The sequence below is a fragment of the Agrobacterium sp. BT-220-3 genome (assembly GCF_025910175.1).
GTDB lineage: Bacteria > Pseudomonadota > Alphaproteobacteria > Rhizobiales > Rhizobiaceae > Agrobacterium > Agrobacterium oryzihabitans.
Window position 1 is genome coordinate 1 of sequence record NZ_JAPAIX010000023.1, and the last position, 17,230, is coordinate 17,230.

Genomic DNA, 17,230 nt, shown 5'->3' on the forward strand with positions numbered 1-17,230 from the left:
GTCAACGACCAGAACGACCTACTTGCACGCCTCTTCGGACTTCAAAAGGTTAACAAAGCATGAAAACCAAGCCGCATCCGGGGAATTTCTGACCTCGGATAGAACTTGCGACAGGCCCGTTTTACCCCTGTACGCAATCGCTCGTTTTTGGACACGAGATGACGCTGAGTTCGAGAGCGTGTTGGTTTCAATTAGAGAGCATATGAGTGGGCCGAAAAATTGATTAGAGTTCGTCCCAAATGAACCGCGAGCCGTTCCCACGCGGACCGTCATAGGCACTCCGGGTTTAGGGATCGACTATACGCTCGGTTGTCGCGATGGAGACGCACTGTCTCGAGTGGCGTTGAAAATTGTGATGGTGCTTTGTTCGAACGCCGCCAAGTCTCCGCGGGAAGCGACGGCGCGCGGCTCGGCAAACCGACCCAGCGCAACGCTCGGCATGATAAAAAATTTCTGCTAAACAATTATGCTGATGAGTGCGGCAGAGGTTGATGAAACAAGTCGAACGAAAACGCTTCGGCTCATTGATCGCCTTCGGCATTTTTAGCACCGGGCTCTTCGCGCCGGTCCTGATCGCGCACCAGCCAGTGGACTGCTCCGAGCGCAAGAGCCGCGCCCGCGAGGGCGGCGATCTTGGCTGGCTCCGTCTCGCCAAGGTCGAGGATGATAAATTTGCGCGCGATCGCGAGGAGCGCGATCAGCACGATCGTGCGGACCTGGAGAACGCCGAAGCTGCGTTCTGTCGCCACAAGAAGGGAGCGCTTGAACTCGAGCGCAATTACAACGGTGAAGATCATTCCGAACACCACCTGGAAGGTGGCGTAATCGAGCGTGTCGAACGCTCCCAAGACCAACCGGTTCACGACCTCGCGCATCAGCGCCCAAACCGACGCCACGACGATAACCGCAATGATGGCGCTGAGGACGAAAATGACGACCTGTTCGAACTTCTCGTAGAGCGTCATCGCCGACCATTGTTCACGGGTTAGCCCGGATCGTTTCAGGTCTTTCATCATTCCCCCTCGAAAGCCGCCCCGGAGAAACAGGCTCCCCGGGGCTCACCAGACGGCGTGATATCAAACGGAGCTGAGCGGACGCCGCAAACCGGCGACACCCAATGTGGCAAATCAGCCGTTCTTGACATCGATGCGCTTGATCTTCGCCTGCGCCTCGGGTGTCTGGGGCAGCTTGATCGTCAGAACCCCGTTCTTGAAGGATGCTTGCGCCTTTTCGCCATCCACACCGGGAGGGAGCGGAATTGTCCGGTAGATCGCGCCGTAGCTGCGCTCGGACAGGTAATACCCCTTCTTCTCCACCTGGCGCTCGATCTTCTTCTCCCCCTTCACAGTCAACATGTCATCGTTGACCGTCACCTCGATGTCCTTCATCTCCATGCCCGGCAGCTCGATCGACACTTCGATCGCGTTGTCGGTCTCGACCATGTCGGATTTGGCTTCGCCGCTGCCCCAGGGCCATTCGAACTGACCGACCCGGTTCCAAAAGTTCTCGAACACATGGTTCATTTCGCGCTGGAGTGTCGCGATCGGGTTGTCTTCGCTGCTCTTGGCGTCTGGCGCGCCGTCCTTGCGCGCCCAGGGGATGAGGTCTTTGATCTGCATGATATGGTCTCCTTCGGTTTTCAGGCGCCCTTGACGGCGATCCTTTTCGGCTGCGCTTCAGGGGCCCGGGGGAGCGTTAAAGTTAGGACGCCTCCTCGCATCTCGGCTTCGATCCTGTCGGGGTCGAAGTCCTCGGAAAGCGTGAAGGCACGCTCGAAATCGCCCTCGCCATATTCGGCATAGGCAAGTTCGAGGTTTTTCGGCCGCACCGGGTCAACCTTGCCGCGGATCGTCAACACACGATTTTCGAGCGTGATTTCGATCGCATCGGCGGCGACCCCAGGCATTTCAAGCATCATGGAGAAACCCTGATCGGTCTCGACGATATCGGTCGACGGGCGGTAGATGCGTCCGCCGCCGGTGGTCTCAGGCGAGTCGGTCGGCGTCTTTTCGGCGGCTTGCGAGATGTCGGTGCTCATCGTTCCAGCTCCTCTCAGGCTGCCTTGATCTCGATTTTCTTCGGCTTTTCTTCCTCGGGCCGGGAGATGACGATCCGCAATACGCCGTTCGCCATCCTCGCCTCGACCTTGTCATCCGAGGCCAAGAACGGCAGCCGGATCGCGCGGGAAAACCTGCCGTAAACGCGTTCGTTGCGGTGCCAGCGCGCACCGTCGGGAACCTCGGGCGCCTTGCGTTCGCCCGACAGCGTCAGGACGTTGTCCTTGACCGAAATTTCAATGTCGTCCGGTTCGATGCCGGGAAGTTCAGCGGTGACTGCAACGGCCTCAGGGCCTTGCCAGACATTTACCGCCGGGAACGCCGCGCGGGACGGCGGCCAGAAACCGCGGTCGAGATCGCGCATCATGGAGCGCATCAGCGCAAAGGGATCGCTGCGGCGCAGATATGTCGGGTAGAGCATTGCTGGCCTCCTGTTGCTGATCGATACCCCCGAACCGTCGGCATGGAGGGACCGGGCAACGGTGCCGGCCGGATGTGGGTTCGGAGAACGCCTATCAAGATAGGCCATTCCATTTATTATGCAAGCATGTATGATGGGTGCATTGCGTTTTGGATGGGGGGCGGTTTCTCCTGTGTACCATGCAATCGGCGGAAGGATAACCATGATCTCTTCGGACATCGCGCTGATCGGGACGAAGATCCACCGGGTCGCGCAGCTCATCCAGCAGCGGATCGACCAAGACATCCGCGGCAGCGGCCTGACCCGCCTATCCTGGATGGCGGCGGCGCATGTCGAGGATGCGCCTGGGCTGACCATCGGCGATCTGGCCGACCGACTTGAGGTCGGCCAGGCCACAGCCGGCCAGCTCGTCGATCGCATGGTCCGGGGCGGCTGGGTCGAGCGGTCGCCCTCGCCCGACGACAGGCGGGCGCAGATCGTCACGGCAACGTCGAAGGCCCGGGCGATGCTGGAGGAACTCGCGCCGCGGCAATCGGCGCTCGAACATGAAATCTTCCAGGATCTGTCGGCGGACGAAAGGCGCGCCCTGCTGGCGCTGCTCGAGCGGATCAGGGCGCGGCTCGGGCGCCAGTGAAAGGGACAAGCGGCATGGAAAGGAAGACCGAATATAACATCTGGTACTGGGTGGTGGCTTTCATAGCCGTGCTTTTCATCCAGAACCTGATCGCCGGCTGGCAATCCGTCGCACCGATCAGCTACAGCCAGTTCGAGAAGTATCTCGCTGACGGGAAAATTTCCTCTGTCGCGGTCGGGTCAGACACTATCACAGGCACCTTCGCCGAACCGGTCGACGGCAAGAAGCAGTTCGTGACGACCGTAGTGAATCCCGCAATCCTGGAACGGATAGACCGGTCAGGTATCGAGATCACTGGCGTTCCGCAAAACACTTTTCTCGGCACGCTGATTTCCTGGGTGGCGCCAGCGCTTATCTTCTTCGGAATCTGGATGCTGCTGTTCCGCAAGTTCGCCGACAAGCAGGGCTTCGGCGGGTTCATGCAGGTCGGCCGCAGCAAGGCCAAGGTTTACATGGAAAAAGAAACCGGCGTCAGCTTCGCCGACGTGGCCGGTGTGGACGAGGCCAAGGCCGAGCTCGAGGAGGTCGTGGAGTTCCTCAAGAACCCGGCCGAATACGGAAAGCTGGGCGCACATATCCCCAAAGGCATATTGCTCGTTGGGCCGCCGGGCACCGGCAAGACGCTGCTGGCGCGCGCGGTGGCGGGTGAGGCCGGCGTGACCTTCTTTTCGATCTCGGGATCAGAGTTCGTCGAGATGTTCGTGGGCGTCGGTGCCGCGCGGGTGCGCGACCTCTTCGAGCAGGCTCGGAAATCCGCGCCGGCGATTATCTTCATCGACGAACTCGACGCTCTCGGGCGGGCGCGCTCCTCCGGCCAGATCGCTGGCGGCCATGATGAGCGTGAGCAGACGCTGAACCAGCTTCTGACCGAGCTCGACGGCTTCGACCCTTCGGTGGGCATCGTGCTCCTGGCCGCCACCAACCGACCAGAGATCCTCGACCCCGCGCTGTTGCGGGCCGGACGCTTCGACCGTCAGGTGCTGGTGGATCGGCCGGATAAGAAGGGACGTGTGCAGATTCTTGGCGTTCACATGAAAAAGGTGAAGCTCGCCCCGGACGTCGATGCCGAGAAGGTCGCAGCGCTCACGCCCGGCTTCTCGGGCGCCGATCTTGCCAATCTCGTCAACGAGGCAGCATTGCTCGCCACGCGCCGCAAGGCCGATGCGGTGACGATGGACGACTTCAACAATGCCGTGGAGCGCATCATCGCCGGGTTGGAGAAGAAGAACCGCGTTCTGAACCCGCGCGAGCGCGAGATCGTGGCGCACCACGAGATGGGGCACGCGCTTGTGGCGATGGCTCTGCCGGGGGTGGACCCGGTGCACAAGGTCTCGATCATCCCGCGCGGAATTGGCGCGCTCGGCTACACTATCCAGCGCCCGACCGAGGACCGCTTCCTGATGACGCGGGAGGAGCTGGAGAACAAGATCGCAGTCCTGCTTGGCGGGCGCGCGGCCGAGAAGATCATCTACAATCATGTCTCGACCGGGGCGGCCGACGATCTGGTCAAGGCGACCGATATCGCCCGCGCCATGGTCGCGCGGTACGGGATGGACGAAGACCTCGGGCATGTCAGCTACGACACCGATCGGCCAGGCTTTCTCGGCACCGGCGACCAGTCGTCGTGGCTGAACCGCCGCTACAGCGAGGCCACTGCCGAGCGGATGGACCAGAAGGTGCGCGACATCGTGGATGGCGTGTTCAAGCGCACCCTCTCGCTTCTCGAAGCCAACCGGGCGCTGCTCGAGCAATCGGCGCAGGATCTCCTGCAACGCGAGACACTGGACGAGCCCGATCTGGTGGCAATTGGGTCCAAGATGAAAAGAACGGAAGCGGTCGCTGCCTGACACCGTCACTGACGCAGATGATCGCGGACAACCCTGACTGGATAAAGAAACGGAGAGGAAAAATGGCAAACGGAACTTGCGATATTTGCGGTCGCCCGGCGACGGCGCGCGTGCGCGCCTCGGTGAACGGCAAGGTTCAGAACATGGAGCTGTGCGATCAGCACTACAGCGAAATAGCGCGCCGGTCGGGTCGCAGCGCCTCGCCGCTGGAGTCCCTGTTCGGACGACATTCCCTTCTTGACGAATTCTTCGGCGAGAGCGGTTTCGGCAGCCTCTTTGGTGACAGTCCGCTGCGAGGCGGCACGCTCGGCTCTATGGGTGATGGCGATGACGCTGTCGTCGACGCCACTTTCGGCGAGGGCGCGCCGCGGCGTGGATCGCGGCGCGGCGGCGGACGCACCATCGCCGACCGGCTGAGCGAACAGGGCAACAAGCTGCTGCAGGATGCAGCACAGAAGGCCGGGGAATTCGGGCGCAGCGAGGTCGATACCGAACATCTGCTTCTGGCATTGACCTCGTCTGACGTCGTCAAGACGATCCTGGAACAGTTCAAGGTCGATGTGGACGATCTGCGCCGCCAGATCGAGAAGGAAGCGAAGCGTGGAGACGCCAAGACGGAAGGCGAAATCGGCGTCAGTCCTCGCCTGAAGGACGCACTGAACCGAGCCTTCATCGCCTCGAACGAACTCGGCCATTCCTATGTCGGTCCCGAGCACCTTCTGATCGGACTTGCCGAGGAAGGTGAAGGCCTGGCCGCGGCGATGCTGCGCAAGCTGGGGTTGACGCCGCAGGCGCTGCGTCAGCAGGTGACGAAGGTGGTCGGCAAGGGAGCCGAGGAAGGCCGCGTCGAGAGTCCGTCGAACACCCCCGATCTCGACCAGTTCAGCCGTGACCTGACGAAGCTCGCCCGCGATGGCAAGCTCGATCCCGTCATCGGCCGCGCCCGCGAGATCGAGACGACGATCGAAGTGCTGGCCCGCCGGAAAAAGAACAACCCGGTGCTGATCGGCGAGCCTGGCGTGGGCAAGACCGCCATCGTCGAGGGACTTGCACAACGGATCGTCGCGGGCGAGGTGCCCGAGGCGCTGCGCGACAAGCGGCTCGTGGAGCTCAACATCAACTCGATGGTGGCCGGGTCGAAGTATCGCGGCGAGTTCGAGGAGCGAGTCCAAAAGATCCTCAAGGAGATCACCGAGGAGAAGGACAGCCTCATTCTCTTCATCGACGAGATCCACACCATCGTCGGCGCCGGCCAGGGCGGTGGCGAAGGCGGTCTCGACATCGCCAACACCTTCAAGCCGGCGCTGGCGCGGGGCGAGCTGAACCTGATCGGTGCAACGACGCTCAACGAGTACCAGAAATATATCGAGAAGGACGCAGCACTCGAACGCCGCTTCCAGCCGGTCTATGTCGAGGAACCCACGGTCGCTCAGGTCATCATGATCCTGCGGGGTCTGCGCGACACGCTGGAGGCGCACCACAAGGTGACGATCACCGACGAGGCCATCGTCGCGGCGGCCGAGCTTTCCGACCGCTACATCACTGGCCGCTTCATGCCTGACAAAGCGATCGACCTGATCGATCAGGCCGCCGCACGTGTGAAGATCAGCGCCACAGCGCGCCCCGTGGACGTCCAGGAGCTAGAGGCCGAGGTCGCGCAGATCAAGCGCGAGCAGGACTATGCCGCAGCCCGCAAGCAATTCGACCGGGCAGCGGAATTGAAGAAGGAACTCGAACAGAAGCAGAAAGAATTGGACGAGCTTCTGGAGATCTGGAAGCGCGACCAGGCTTCGGCGACCGCCGAGGTGCGCGCCGATCATGTCGCGCAGATCGTCTCGAAGATCACCGGCGTTCCGGTCACTGAGCTGACCACCGAGGAGAAAGACAAGCTCCTCAAGCTCGAGGAGAAGCTGCACGAGCGCGTCATCGGCCAGGAAGAGGCCATCCGCGCCGTGGCGGATGCGGTGCGCCTGGCGCGCGCAGGACTGCGCGAGGGACGCGGCCCGACCGCGACATTCCTCTTCCTCGGGCCGACCGGGGTTGGCAAGACGGAACTGGCCAAGACGCTCGCCGAAGTAATCTTTGGCGATCAGGACGCAATCATCCGCATCGACATGTCGGAGTATGGCGAGCGCCACTCGGTCGCCCGGCTGGTGGGCGCGCCTCCCGGCTACGTCGGATACGACGAAGGCGGGCAACTGACGGAGCGAGTGCGCCGCCGGCCCTACTCCGTCGTGCTGCTCGACGAGATCGAGAAGGCGCACCCGGATGTCTATAACATCCTGCTGCAGGTGTTCGACGACGGGCGGCTGACCGACGGCAAGGGGCGCGTGGTGGACTTCACCAACACCATCATCATCGCCACGTCGAACCTCGGTTCGGACATCATCCAGCGCAACCTCACGAAACGCGGCAGCAGTGAGTTCGACGAGGCCAAGCAGAAGTCCGAGCTGATGGAGGTGTTGCGCGGTCATTTCCGGCCAGAGTTCATCAACCGGATCGACGAGATCATCGTCTTCCACTCGCTGAACCAGTCGGAAATCCGCCAGATCGTCGAGTTGCAGCTCAACCGGGTGAAGCGGACCGCCCTTACCCAGGGCGTCGAACTCGAACTCGATGTGAGCGTCGTGGATCACTTCGGCGCGGTCGGCTTCCGTCCCGAATTCGGTGCCCGCGAGCTACGCCGGCTGATCCGGTCGCAGTTGGAGACCGAGTTGGCCCGCGAGATGCTCTCCGGGCGGATCGAGGATGGTGACAAGGTCCGCGTCGCCTGGTCGGAAGACGAACAGAGGGTCGTGTTCGAAAAGATCGTAAAGGACACCGGTGACGACAGCCCGGACGATCAGGCCAAGGCCGGGATCGAGGAGCCCAGCGAAGTTGCCGAAAACAAGACGGACGTTCCGAAGCCCAGCGTTGGGGATGAGGTGCAGTCCAAGGACGACAAGTCCGCCGAGTGACAGCGCAAAAGACTGGCCCGGCGCGATATCGGTCGCGCCGGACCATCTCTTCGGAGAGTTATAGGAAGGTCCACGGCATGAACGTCATTAGATCATTCCGCAATCTCGACCGGCACGGCCAACAGCGCGCGCCTGAGGTCATCGAGGAAGAATTGCGGCAACTTGAACCGCACCTTGCGCGCTTTCGCGAGGATCTGGTCCGGCTCGAAGTCGTTGCCTCGCAGACGAGGGGCAAGAAGCGCATCAAAGTCAGCCTGCGCCTGCAATTGCCGTCGGGCGTGATCGCGGCCCGGGAAGAGGGATTCGAGATCGAGCCTGTCCTGCGCAAGGCCTTTGCCGACCTGCGCCACCAGGTCGATCGGCATGTGGCGCGCCTCAAGCACGAGCCTGAATACAAGCGTCCCGCCCGCCGGCGCCGGATCGGCGCCCCACTGCCGCCCGCGCGGGATGCGGCGGAAGCGGACCGGCGCCAGCTCTTCTTTGAGCTGATCGAGGATCATCTCGATACGGTCTATGACACCGTCAGGCGCGAGTTGACCTATCTCGAATGCAGCGGATCGGTACCGGAGGGTTACCTCAGCGTTCGCGATCTTGTCGATGCGACGATCCTCAAGGGACTGGAAAGGTTCGAGCAGCGGCCCACCGAGTTTTCCATAGGCGACTGGCTGCTGAAACTGGCTTTCGAGACCATCGAGGCCGAGGCGCGCGCCGCGCGCCGCGCCGTGCCTGAGGATGCCGCCTCCATCGAGGCGGAACCCGAGGCCCCGGCGGAGGATCCGACCGAGGCGGATCAGGCGATGTTCGAGTTCTACCAGCCCGACGAAGTGCTGATGCTGGAGGACCTCCTCGCCGACGACGGCGGCACAGACCCCGAGAGCCAAGCGGATCGGCATAAGATCGCCATGGTGCTGCACCGGGCAATCGCCGATCTTCCGTCGGTCGAACGCCGCGTTCTCTATCGGCTCCACCTCGACAACGCTACGATCGCGGAGACGGCAGACCTTTTCGGCCTGACCGAGACAGTGGTCGCCGAGATTGCAGAAAATGCGGGCGCGACACTACGCGCGAGGCTTGCCGAAGCCGGGTTGGTCAGAGATCCATCAGGCCGCGCGCCCATCGAACGGGAAATCGCTCACACGCGGCGTCTGCCTCAGCCGATCGAGGATCGCCGCCGCGTGGCCGCCGCCCTAACCGGCGAGGAGGCCGGCTCCGACACCTGACATGGAACTGAATAGGAGATCGACCAATGACCATAGCCTCTGAAAACCCGACCGACAAGATGCAGGACATGCTGTGCAGCCTGTCCCGGAATTGGTGGGCATTCGTGTTACGCGGCGTGCTCGCATTGATCATCGCAGTGCTAGCCTTCGTCATGCCTGCGGAATCGCTTCTGGCGCTCACGCTGGTCTTCGGCGCGTTCGCCTTTGCCGACGGCGTGGTCGGCCTCGTCGCCGCGATACGTAACATCCGCAAGGGCGAACGCTGGGGCTGGCTGATGTTCAGCGGCATTCTAGGCATCGCCACGGGCGTCGTCGTGGTTGTCTCGCCTTTTGTCGCGACGCTTGTGCTTGCGACATTCCTCTGGGCCAGCATCGCATTCTGGTCCGTGTTCTCGGGTGCCCTCGAGATCGCGGCAGCGATCCGCCTGCGAAAGGAAATCAACGGCGAAATCTGGCTGATCCTGAGCGGCCTTCTCTCGGTCGTTCTCGGTGTCGTCGTGACCTGGATGCTGCTGACGCGCCCGGTCGAAAGCTTCCTCGCGCTCGGCTGGCTGATCGGCTTCTACGCCGCGGTCTTCGGGGGGATGATGATCCTCCTCGGGCTACGGCTTCGCAAGGGGGATCGTTCGGACGGTGCGGCCTTCGATAACGCTCCCCCATCGGCAAAGGCGTGAGGTGCCCTGTGGTGGATGACGGGCGACTTGCCGGCGAGGAGCACGATTTCACCCGATGGGACAAAACGATCTTCGACCGTTGCCTGAGCACCGGCTTCAATCCGTTCGGCAGCGGTCCGACGCCAATCTTCCTGCGGCACCGGGACGCAGAGGCGCCGGACGCCGATGCAAAGCCGTGCATGCCACCTGACACCGAAAATGCGAGGTGCTGATGTCGAACCGACTGCCTGACTTGGCATTTGCTGCTGCGGCCGCTGCCTTGGGCATCGGCATCGTTTTCGTTTTTCGTTCGATGTATCTTGCCGAAGACATACTGCCTTTCGCGCAGGAGATGACGCTCATCTTCCTCGGCGCTGTCGTGACGATCATTCTGACCGCGGCGCTTCTCAATCGCCAGACCGATCTCGAGCTTCGCAAGGAAGGAAGGGTCATCATCCTCCAGCAGCAATGCGACATTTACATGGCCTGCATCGAGAAGGTCGCAGAGATCGTGGAAACCGCAAGGCACGATGCGAAGCTGATCGATGAACTGCGTGTTCTCAGCCACAAGCTGGCTGTGGTCGCGAGTGCAGGGGTCGTGTCCAGCTTCGAGCAGGTACTGGAGAGCTTGCAGTCCGGTTTTGCTGACGGCACGCTCTCGGACGGGGACGGAGAGGGCGTGATGAATGCCGTCGCCGATCTCACGATAGCGATGCGGTCGGACGTCCTGCACGCTGCTGCCTTTCCTTCGCAGAACACCGAACGCGCCGTTCGCCTGAATTCGAGGCGAATGGAAAAACTCGACGATCTCGAACGTCACCTTCTCGTATCCACCGACACCCGGGAGAACTGATATGCGCGGCCATAATCGCCCACCATTCCCGCCGAAAATTCCCGGAACCGATCTGCCATCCTGGGACGTGCCGACGGCAATCATCTACCGTCCTGCCCGTTCCGCGATGACATCGGCGCCTCGGCCCAACTACTGGGTCCTCGAGTTCGAGCCGTCCCGGCCGCCGCAGATCGAGCCGCTGATGGGATACACGTCCAGCGGCGATCCCTATCGTCCGATCCGGCTGAAGTTTCCGGATCGCGACAGCGCCGTGGACTTCGCAGAGCGGCAGGACTGGCATTATGTCGTGCGCGAGGACGCTGGGGGAGCCCGGATGGCGAACCCTTGGGCGGGTGAGACGCGCCACCGGCTGCACAGGGGCGTCGATGCCCCGGGAGCCTTCCGGGTCCCGTTCCGCCCCGATCGCCGCCTCTCAAGAGGCGTCCAGCATGAGAGCACGGCCGACCCGTCTACCAGCGACAGGGAGAGTTTCGATCCGGTCCTCGAAGCCTCGCTCGAATCCTTCCCCGCCTCTGATCCTCCGGCGTGGACGGGTGTGACAATTGCAAGAAAGACGACGTGATGACGGCCAGCTGCATGCGCTCGATCTACCGGCTCTACCGCGAGGAGGGCCTGACGGTGCGCAAGCGCCGGGCGCGGCGACGCGCGGTGGGCACGCGGGCGCCGATCCTGGTCGAGGCAAGGGCGAACGCGCGCTGGTCGCTGGACTTCGTGCACGATCAGTTCGCCTGCGGGCGGCGCTTCCGTGTGCTCAACATCGTCGATGACGTGACGCGCGAATGCCTGGCAGCGATCCCGGACACGTCGATCTCCGGTCGCCGCGTTGCTCGTGAGCTGACGGACCTGATCTCCCGACGCGGCAAGCCGGGCATGATCGTCTCTGACCACGGCACGGAGTTCACCTCGAACGCGATCCTCGCCTGGTCGAAGGATCATCGCGTCGAGTGGCACTACATCGCGCCCGGAAAGCCCATGCAGAATGGCTACGTCGAGAGCTTCAACGGCCGGATGCGCGATGAGCTCTTGAACGAGAGCCTGTTCTTCGGCCTCGACCACGCCCGCAGCGCCATCGCCGAATGGAGGCAGGACTTCAACACCGCGAGACCGCACTCCTCGCTCGGATACCAGACCCCGGCGGCCTTCGCCGGAACCCTTACCGCAACCGGCTCCGACGCTTCGCTCGATAAGGGCTTCGCGTCTCCGCCCGTTGCTCAACCCGCGCCCAACGGCGTAACAGAAACGGTCGAGACTCTAATCGCCGCTGGATGAAAGTTCAGTGGCAGGTCACTTTGTGCGCAACTTTGTCTTGCCTGACAACGTTGATCCGGCCAAGGTAACGGCTTCGATGAAAGACGGCGCGCTGGAAGTGCGGCTTGTCAAGGCCGAGCAAGCCAAACCGAAACAGATTGAAATCTCAGTCAACTAACTTTAATTAGGAGCCCAAGATCATGAATATCAAACAGCCCCAATCAACCTTCTCCGCACTTGCCCTGGCGGTCGTCGTCGGACTTAGCGGACCGGCTCAGGCCCAATCGGCGGCAGGTTCTAGCCCAGGTGCTGCAGCACCCTCTGCCGCATCCAAGGCGGCGCAGCCACAGGTAGATGACAAGGCCGCCCGGGAAGCCGAAAAAAAGCGTGCTGAGCTCACTCAGGACGCCATCACGGCGCTCACCAAGACCCAGGAGGCTTTGACACTCCTTGATGCAAAGAAGACCAAGGAGGCGCTCGCTGCGCTGGAACTGGCCAGCGGAAAGCTGGAACTGGTATTGGCACGCGACGCCAAACTTGCTTTGGCGCCGGTCGATGTACGCGTCATCACCCACGATATCCACGCCAACGTGGAAACGGTGAAGAAAGCGGTCGAGTTGTCTCGGGAGTTGTTGGGTGATGGCGAGGTGCAAGAGGCCCGGCCCATCGTCGCCAATCTGGCCAGCGAAATCGTGATCGAAACCGACAACCTGCCGATGGCAACGTACCCGGCAGCGATCAAGTCGGCCGCACGGCTCATCGACAGCGGCAAGATCGACGACGCCAAGGCGGAACTCGCCCGAGCACTGAACACGCTGGTGGTGACCTCGGTCGCCTTTCCTCTGCCCGTGCTACGGGCTGAAGCCGCGATGGCAAAAGCTGAAAAGCTGGCCGAGACCGACAAGCGCGATGCCAAGCAGAACGAGGAGCTCAGCACCTTGCTGTCGTCCGTGCGCACGGAGATCGAGATGGCGCAGATCCTGGGTTATGGCAAGAAGGCGGATTTCAAACCCATCTTCGATCAGGTGAAGTCCATTGAGCAAAAGTCGGCTGGTGGCAAAAGCGGCAAGGGATGGTTCGACGAGTTGAAGACGCGCCTCCAAAAGCTGTTTTGAGGTGATGAAGGGGCCGACTGTTCGGTCGGTCAGTCTCGCGATGTTCGCAGTCAGCCCCAATAGATTCGCCTATTTTCACTAACTCATACGAGGCATATCACCATGAATGAGCAAACATCGAATCCCAATGCGACGAACAAAGAAATAAACGAACAGGCCGCGGTCAGCAGCCTTCCTGTCAGTCCAGAGGCCAAGCCTGAAGTCGTCACGGAGGTACAGCCTGAGGTTCAGAAGGAAACGGGCTCGCAGGCGGCAGACAAACGTAGACAAGTCCTCGATGAGGCCGTCTCGGCCTTGGCGCTGACCAAATCAGCGCTGGCCGCACTTGACGGCAAGGACGCTGCACGCGCATTGGCAATGCTGGCCGAAGTGACTGGAAAGCTGGAGCTGATTGTTGCGCGCGAACCCACGCTTGCCCTGGCCCCCGTTGATGTGCGCACCATCGTGCACGACTTGTTCGCCAACACGGAAACCATTGAGGCGATGACCGACGAGGCGCTGGATGCCCTCAAACATGGCGAGGTGCAACAGGCACGTCACGTGCTGGCTTTGCTGGCCAGTGAAATCGTGATCGCGGTCACCAACATCCCTCTGGCGTCCTATCCCGCAGCCGTGAAGTCAGTCGTGCCGCTGATCGATCAGGGCAAGATTGAAGAAGCCAAAGCCGCGCTGCAGGCAGCGCTCAGCACGCTGGTCGAGACGCGCAGCGTGCATCCGCTGCCCGCCCTGCGCGCCAGGCTGCTCCTGAAGCGCGCCGAGACCTTGGTAGAAGATGGTCAGCGGAGCGAAGCGTCCAATGAGCGCCTGGAGACATTCTTGGACGAAGCGCGGCAGCAGTTGGAAATGGCAGAACTGCTGGGCTATGGAAAGAAGAAGGACTTTGAGCCCCTGTATGCTGAACTCAGGAAAGTCAAGCAAAAGACGGCTGGGGGAGGCGGCGGAAAAGGCTGGCTCGATGAAATCAAGGCAAAGCTGTCCAAGTTGTTCTGAAACCGCTGGATAGGGCGTAAGAGGGGCGCGTCGCGCCCCTCTCTTTGCTCAGGAGTGTATGCTTTTTCACCCCATTAGGCCGCGTGGACGAACCAGATCCATAAGCGGATGCAGCCGAGCAGGGCGAAGCCGAGAAAGCTGGAAGCGGTGTGGTCGTAGCGGGTGGCCGCCGCGGGCCGACTGCTCCGTCAGGAACGGGGCGAAGATCGCCCACTCCGCATCCGTCAAACGATCCCGAACCAAGGCCGACCTCCTCTCCAGAGGTCAGCCTCGAATCACGTCATCCGCCTCGGGGGAATCCCCCCTGTGCCGGTTCGTCCACGCGGCCTAGTCCGATTCTACGCAGGCCTGCAGTCACCTATCGCAACTACTACCGCGACGAGGGAATATACGGCTTCCTGCCGGATGGGCGAAGGAAAGGAAAAGGAAATCCATGGATTTGATGCAACTGCTCTGGCTGTTCTTCATCGTCTCCGCACTGCAGCCGGCACTGCAGAGGAAGTATCTGGAGGCGATGCGCACTCGGAAGATCGCTCAAATCGAGAGGATGCGCGGAAGCCGGGTGATCCTGATGATCCATCGGCAGGAGACGATGAACCTCCTAGGTTTTCCCCTGGTTCGCTACATCGACGTTAACGACTCCGAGGAAGTCCTGCGCGCGATCCAGCTGACGGACGCCGAAATGCCGCTCGACATCGTGCTGCACACCCCCGGCGGACTAGTCCTCGCTGCCACGCAGATTGCTCGCGCCATCCAGGGACACAAGGGCAAGGTCACAGTTTTCGTGCCGCACTACGCCATGTCGGGGGGAACGCTGATCGCTCTGGCCGCAGACGAGATCGTGATGTGCGACCACTCCGTGCTGGGCCCGATCGATCCGCAACTCGGCCAAATGCCCGCGGCTTCACTCATCAGGGTCGTCGAGCAAAAGCCGATCACGGAAATCGACGACCAGACGTTGGTCTTGGCCGATGTCGGTCGAAAGGCGATCGCCCAAGTCGAGACCGTAGCGCGACGGCTCCTGACCGACAAGATGGACGAGGAAAAGGCGGCGACATTGGCGGCGCAGCTGGCCACCGGCACCTGGACGCACGACTACCCTATCTCTGCGGAAGAGGCGCGCGAGATGGGGCTGCCGGTACGGACCGACATGCCCGAGGAAATACTCGAGCTGATGACCCTCTATCCGCAGCCCGTCCGCCGTCTGGGCGGCGGCGTCGAATACCTGCCCGAACCCCGCCACCGAGAGGCCCGGCGGGCCACGACCTCGCGCTGAACGGCGCCGCCCTGCCTGCCCCTCCGAAACGACACTCAAAGGGAGAACAGAATGCCCACCGTTGCTTGCCCGAAATGCAGTTCCGTCAATCGCGTTCCGCAGGAACGACTGACGGATAACCCCAGCTGCGGCCGCTGCGGCGCCGCCCTGTTCGAGGGCCGGCCAGTCACACTGACCGCCGCCAGTTTCGACCGACACGCCGATGCCGATCTGCCCCTGCTCGTCGATTTCTGGGCGGGATGGTGCGGGCCATGCAAGATGATGGCGCCCCAATTCGAGGCGGCGGCGCAGTCGCTCGAACCAAATTTCCGCCTTGGTAAGCTCGATACGGAAGCCGAACAGCAGATCGCCGGCCGTTACGGGATCCGCGGCATTCCCACCATGATCCTGTTCAGGAGCGGCAAGGAAATCGCGAGGACGAGCGGAGCAATGCCTGCCGCGCAGATAGCGCAGTGGGCGCGGTCGCACGTCTAGAGTTTACAGGTATTGGCCTTACCTGCGCCATGCCATCAGGAGAAGAAGGAGAAGAACATGCATGGCGTGACCGGATTTGTTGAAAGTGCGGCCTTGTTGGTCTTTGCCGCGTTCGTGCTCGTGACGATATGTTCACGGATCGGCGTGCCCAGTATCGTCGGTTACATTCTTGCCGGCATAATCATCGGACCTGCCGGCCTCGGCCTGATTGCTGAGAGCGCTGCCCTGAGCAGCATTGGCGAGATCGGAGTGGTACTCCTGCTGTTCGCTCTTGGCCTGGAATTCTCGTTCGAGAAGCTCGTAACGCTCAGGAAGCATGTCTTCGGTCTTGGAGCCGCGCAGGTTGCAGTCACGACGATAACGGTATCGTTGGTAGCGAGTCTGATCTTCGATCTCGCGCCCGTCCCCGCAATCCTCATCGGCGGGGCCGTTGCCATGTCATCCACGGCCATGTGCCTCAAGGTGCTCGCAAGCGCGAACGCTCTGGGATCGGCCCAAGGACGTCTGTCCATTGCAGTGCTTCTGTTTCAAGACTTGGCAGCTGTTGCATTCCTGCTTCTGCACGATTCGATGAGCGGAGCCGCCGAGGGACATGGCGTGATAACGGTCATCGCCAGTTCTACGGCATTGGTTGCAGCTCTGTTCATTGCCCGTGGCCCCCTGCAGGTGCTTGCCCGTTGGGTCGCGTCGCGTGGCGATCCGGAACTCGCCCAACTCCTCGCGCTCACCATTGCGCTCGGGTCTGCGATCGTCGCGACCTCCGTCGGTCTTTCTCCGGCACTCGCCGCATTCGCGGCCGGCATGATCATCGGCGAGGGTGACGCGCGCCATGCCGTCGAGAACGAGATCCGGCCCTTCCGCGATTTGTTTGTCGGGATTTTCTTCGTCGGCATCGGAACGCAATTGCCACTTTGGATTATCCCGTATGCGTGGCCAGTCGTGCTGAGCTGGCTCGCGATCATATTTGCGGGCAAGACGCTGATCGTTTTGGTCGTCGCCCGACTATTCGGCGAGTCGCTTCAGACCGCATGGAGGACTGGGATCATCCTGGGCCACGGAGGAGAATTCAGCCTGATGCTGCTGTCGGCTTCCGCGGCATCGGGCATTGTAGCCGACGAGTTCGCCGGCCCCCTCCTTGTCGCGACTGGAGCGAGCATGCTGGTCGGTAGTCTTATGGTTAGATGGGCGGGGCTAAGGGTTTAGCAGGGTCAACATCAAGATAACTATGTTTCTCAGATCACTGAGAGCACGCCCGCACCTGATCACGCATGACGCTATAGTCGGAGAGTATTTCGGGGCGTGTCGCAAATTCTTTTGGTTAACTAGCTGTTGACTACGACCGTAGAAATTCCGCTCCCGATGTAGTGGAGCGTAGCCATGATTCTGAATGCCATTGCCGAAAAGCTGAAGCGCCAGTCGAAGGACGATTTCAAAGGGCGGCATTTCGAGGCATGGCTGATCGTGCAGGCAGTGACATGGTATCTA

Annotated in this window: 16 protein-coding genes and 4 pseudogenes; 15 read left to right on the forward strand and 5 right to left on the reverse strand. The window is 61.7% G+C overall.

The features are described from left to right. Positions 1–521: 521 nt before the first annotated feature. The 4 genes from OK142_RS24485 to OK142_RS24500 all read right to left on the reverse strand — a co-directional run bounded on the left by OK142_RS24485 (position 522) and on the right by OK142_RS24500 (position 2,697). On the reverse strand, positions 522–1,013 hold the full coding sequence (locus tag OK142_RS24485; RefSeq protein ID WP_003603271.1) for a phosphate-starvation-inducible PsiE family protein: 492 nt from the start codon (positions 1,011–1,013) through the stop codon (positions 522–524). 114 nt (positions 1,014–1,127) lie between these two features. After that, on the reverse strand, positions 1,128–1,619 hold the full coding sequence (locus OK142_RS24490) for an Hsp20/alpha crystallin family protein (protein WP_011982931.1): 492 nt from the start codon (positions 1,617–1,619) through the stop codon (positions 1,128–1,130). A gap of 20 nt (positions 1,620–1,639) precedes the next feature. Continuing rightward, positions 1,640–2,038: an Hsp20/alpha crystallin family protein gene (locus tag OK142_RS24495; RefSeq protein ID WP_003603273.1), complete on the reverse strand. Its 399-nt coding sequence runs from the start codon at positions 2,036–2,038 to the stop codon at positions 1,640–1,642. A gap of 14 nt (positions 2,039–2,052) precedes the next feature. Further along, positions 2,053–2,697: an Hsp20/alpha crystallin family protein gene (locus tag OK142_RS24500; RefSeq protein ID WP_498685678.1), complete on the reverse strand. Its 645-nt coding sequence runs from the start codon at positions 2,695–2,697 to the stop codon at positions 2,053–2,055. Between OK142_RS24500 and OK142_RS24505 the strand changes: the two genes are divergently transcribed. The 11 genes and pseudogenes from OK142_RS24505 (at position 2,681) to yfdX2 (ending at position 13,995) form a co-directional block, all read left to right on the forward strand. After that, on the forward strand, positions 2,681–3,112 hold the full coding sequence (locus OK142_RS24505; protein WP_037094065.1) for a MarR family winged helix-turn-helix transcriptional regulator: 432 nt from the start codon (positions 2,681–2,683) through the stop codon (positions 3,110–3,112). The genes OK142_RS24500 and OK142_RS24505 overlap by 17 nt on opposite strands. Before the next feature lie 14 nt (positions 3,113–3,126). Continuing rightward, positions 3,127–4,959, forward strand: coding sequence for an ATP-dependent zinc metalloprotease FtsH (gene ftsH, locus OK142_RS24510; protein WP_037094066.1), 1,833 nt, complete (start codon positions 3,127–3,129; stop codon positions 4,957–4,959). A 62-nt stretch (positions 4,960–5,021) separates the two neighbouring features. After that, entirely contained in the window at positions 5,022–7,916 is a 2,895-nt protein-coding gene (locus OK142_RS24515; RefSeq protein ID WP_037094068.1) for an ATP-dependent Clp protease ATP-binding subunit, read from the forward strand. A 77-nt stretch (positions 7,917–7,993) separates the two neighbouring features. Continuing rightward, the gene (locus tag OK142_RS24520) at positions 7,994–9,136 is read left to right on the forward strand and encodes a sigma-70 family RNA polymerase sigma factor (RefSeq protein WP_037094070.1); all 1,143 of its coding nucleotides are present in this window, start codon (positions 7,994–7,996) and stop codon (positions 9,134–9,136) included. 26 nt (positions 9,137–9,162) lie between these two features. After that, complete coding sequence (locus OK142_RS24525) at positions 9,163–9,810, forward strand: HdeD family acid-resistance protein (RefSeq protein WP_037094071.1); 648 nt, start codon at positions 9,163–9,165, stop codon at positions 9,808–9,810. A 211-nt stretch (positions 9,811–10,021) separates the two neighbouring features. Next, positions 10,022–10,642 (forward strand): hypothetical protein, encoded by a 621-nt coding sequence (locus OK142_RS24530; RefSeq protein ID WP_037094075.1) that lies wholly within the window; start codon positions 10,022–10,024, stop codon positions 10,640–10,642. Between the two features lies 1 nt (position 10,643). Next, positions 10,644–11,204, forward strand: coding sequence for an NADH dehydrogenase ubiquinone Fe-S protein 4 (locus OK142_RS24535; protein WP_037094077.1), 561 nt, complete (start codon positions 10,644–10,646; stop codon positions 11,202–11,204). Positions 11,205–11,221: 17 nt separating this feature from the next. Continuing rightward, positions 11,222–11,911 (forward strand): annotated as a pseudogene (locus OK142_RS24540) (IS3 family transposase); the annotation flags it as partial. Between the two features lie 13 nt (positions 11,912–11,924). Next, positions 11,925–12,068, forward strand: a pseudogene (locus OK142_RS24545) (Hsp20/alpha crystallin family protein); the annotation flags it as partial. A gap of 22 nt (positions 12,069–12,090) precedes the next feature. After that, complete coding sequence (gene yfdX1 / locus OK142_RS24550) at positions 12,091–13,005, forward strand: heat resistance protein YfdX1 (protein ID WP_037094078.1); 915 nt, start codon at positions 12,091–12,093, stop codon at positions 13,003–13,005. Positions 13,006–13,107: 102 nt separating this feature from the next. After that, positions 13,108–13,995 (forward strand): heat resistance protein YfdX2, encoded by an 888-nt coding sequence (yfdX2, locus tag OK142_RS24555; RefSeq protein WP_037094080.1) that lies wholly within the window; start codon positions 13,108–13,110, stop codon positions 13,993–13,995. 74 nt (positions 13,996–14,069) lie between these two features. On the opposite strand, the pseudogene OK142_RS24560 reads toward yfdX2, so the two are convergent. Then, positions 14,070–14,162 (reverse strand): annotated as a pseudogene (locus tag OK142_RS24560) (IS5 family transposase); the annotation flags it as partial. A 266-nt stretch (positions 14,163–14,428) separates the two neighbouring features. Here OK142_RS24560 and OK142_RS24565 point away from each other — a divergent pair. From OK142_RS24565 to OK142_RS24580, 4 genes and pseudogenes are all read left to right on the forward strand, one after another. Further along, on the forward strand, positions 14,429–15,271 hold the full coding sequence (locus OK142_RS24565; protein ID WP_037094081.1) for an SDH family Clp fold serine proteinase: 843 nt from the start codon (positions 14,429–14,431) through the stop codon (positions 15,269–15,271). A 51-nt stretch (positions 15,272–15,322) separates the two neighbouring features. Further along, the gene (gene trxC / locus OK142_RS24570) at positions 15,323–15,745 is read left to right on the forward strand and encodes a thioredoxin TrxC (protein ID WP_037094083.1); all 423 of its coding nucleotides are present in this window, start codon (positions 15,323–15,325) and stop codon (positions 15,743–15,745) included. Between the two features lie 57 nt (positions 15,746–15,802). After that, positions 15,803–16,948 carry a cation:proton antiporter domain-containing protein gene (locus OK142_RS24575; protein ID WP_037094085.1) on the forward strand — a complete coding sequence of 382 codons (1,146 nt, stop codon included), beginning with the start codon at positions 15,803–15,805 and terminating at the stop codon, positions 16,946–16,948. Between the two features lie 174 nt (positions 16,949–17,122). Continuing rightward, positions 17,123–17,230, forward strand: a pseudogene (locus OK142_RS24580) (IS6 family transposase); the annotation flags it as partial.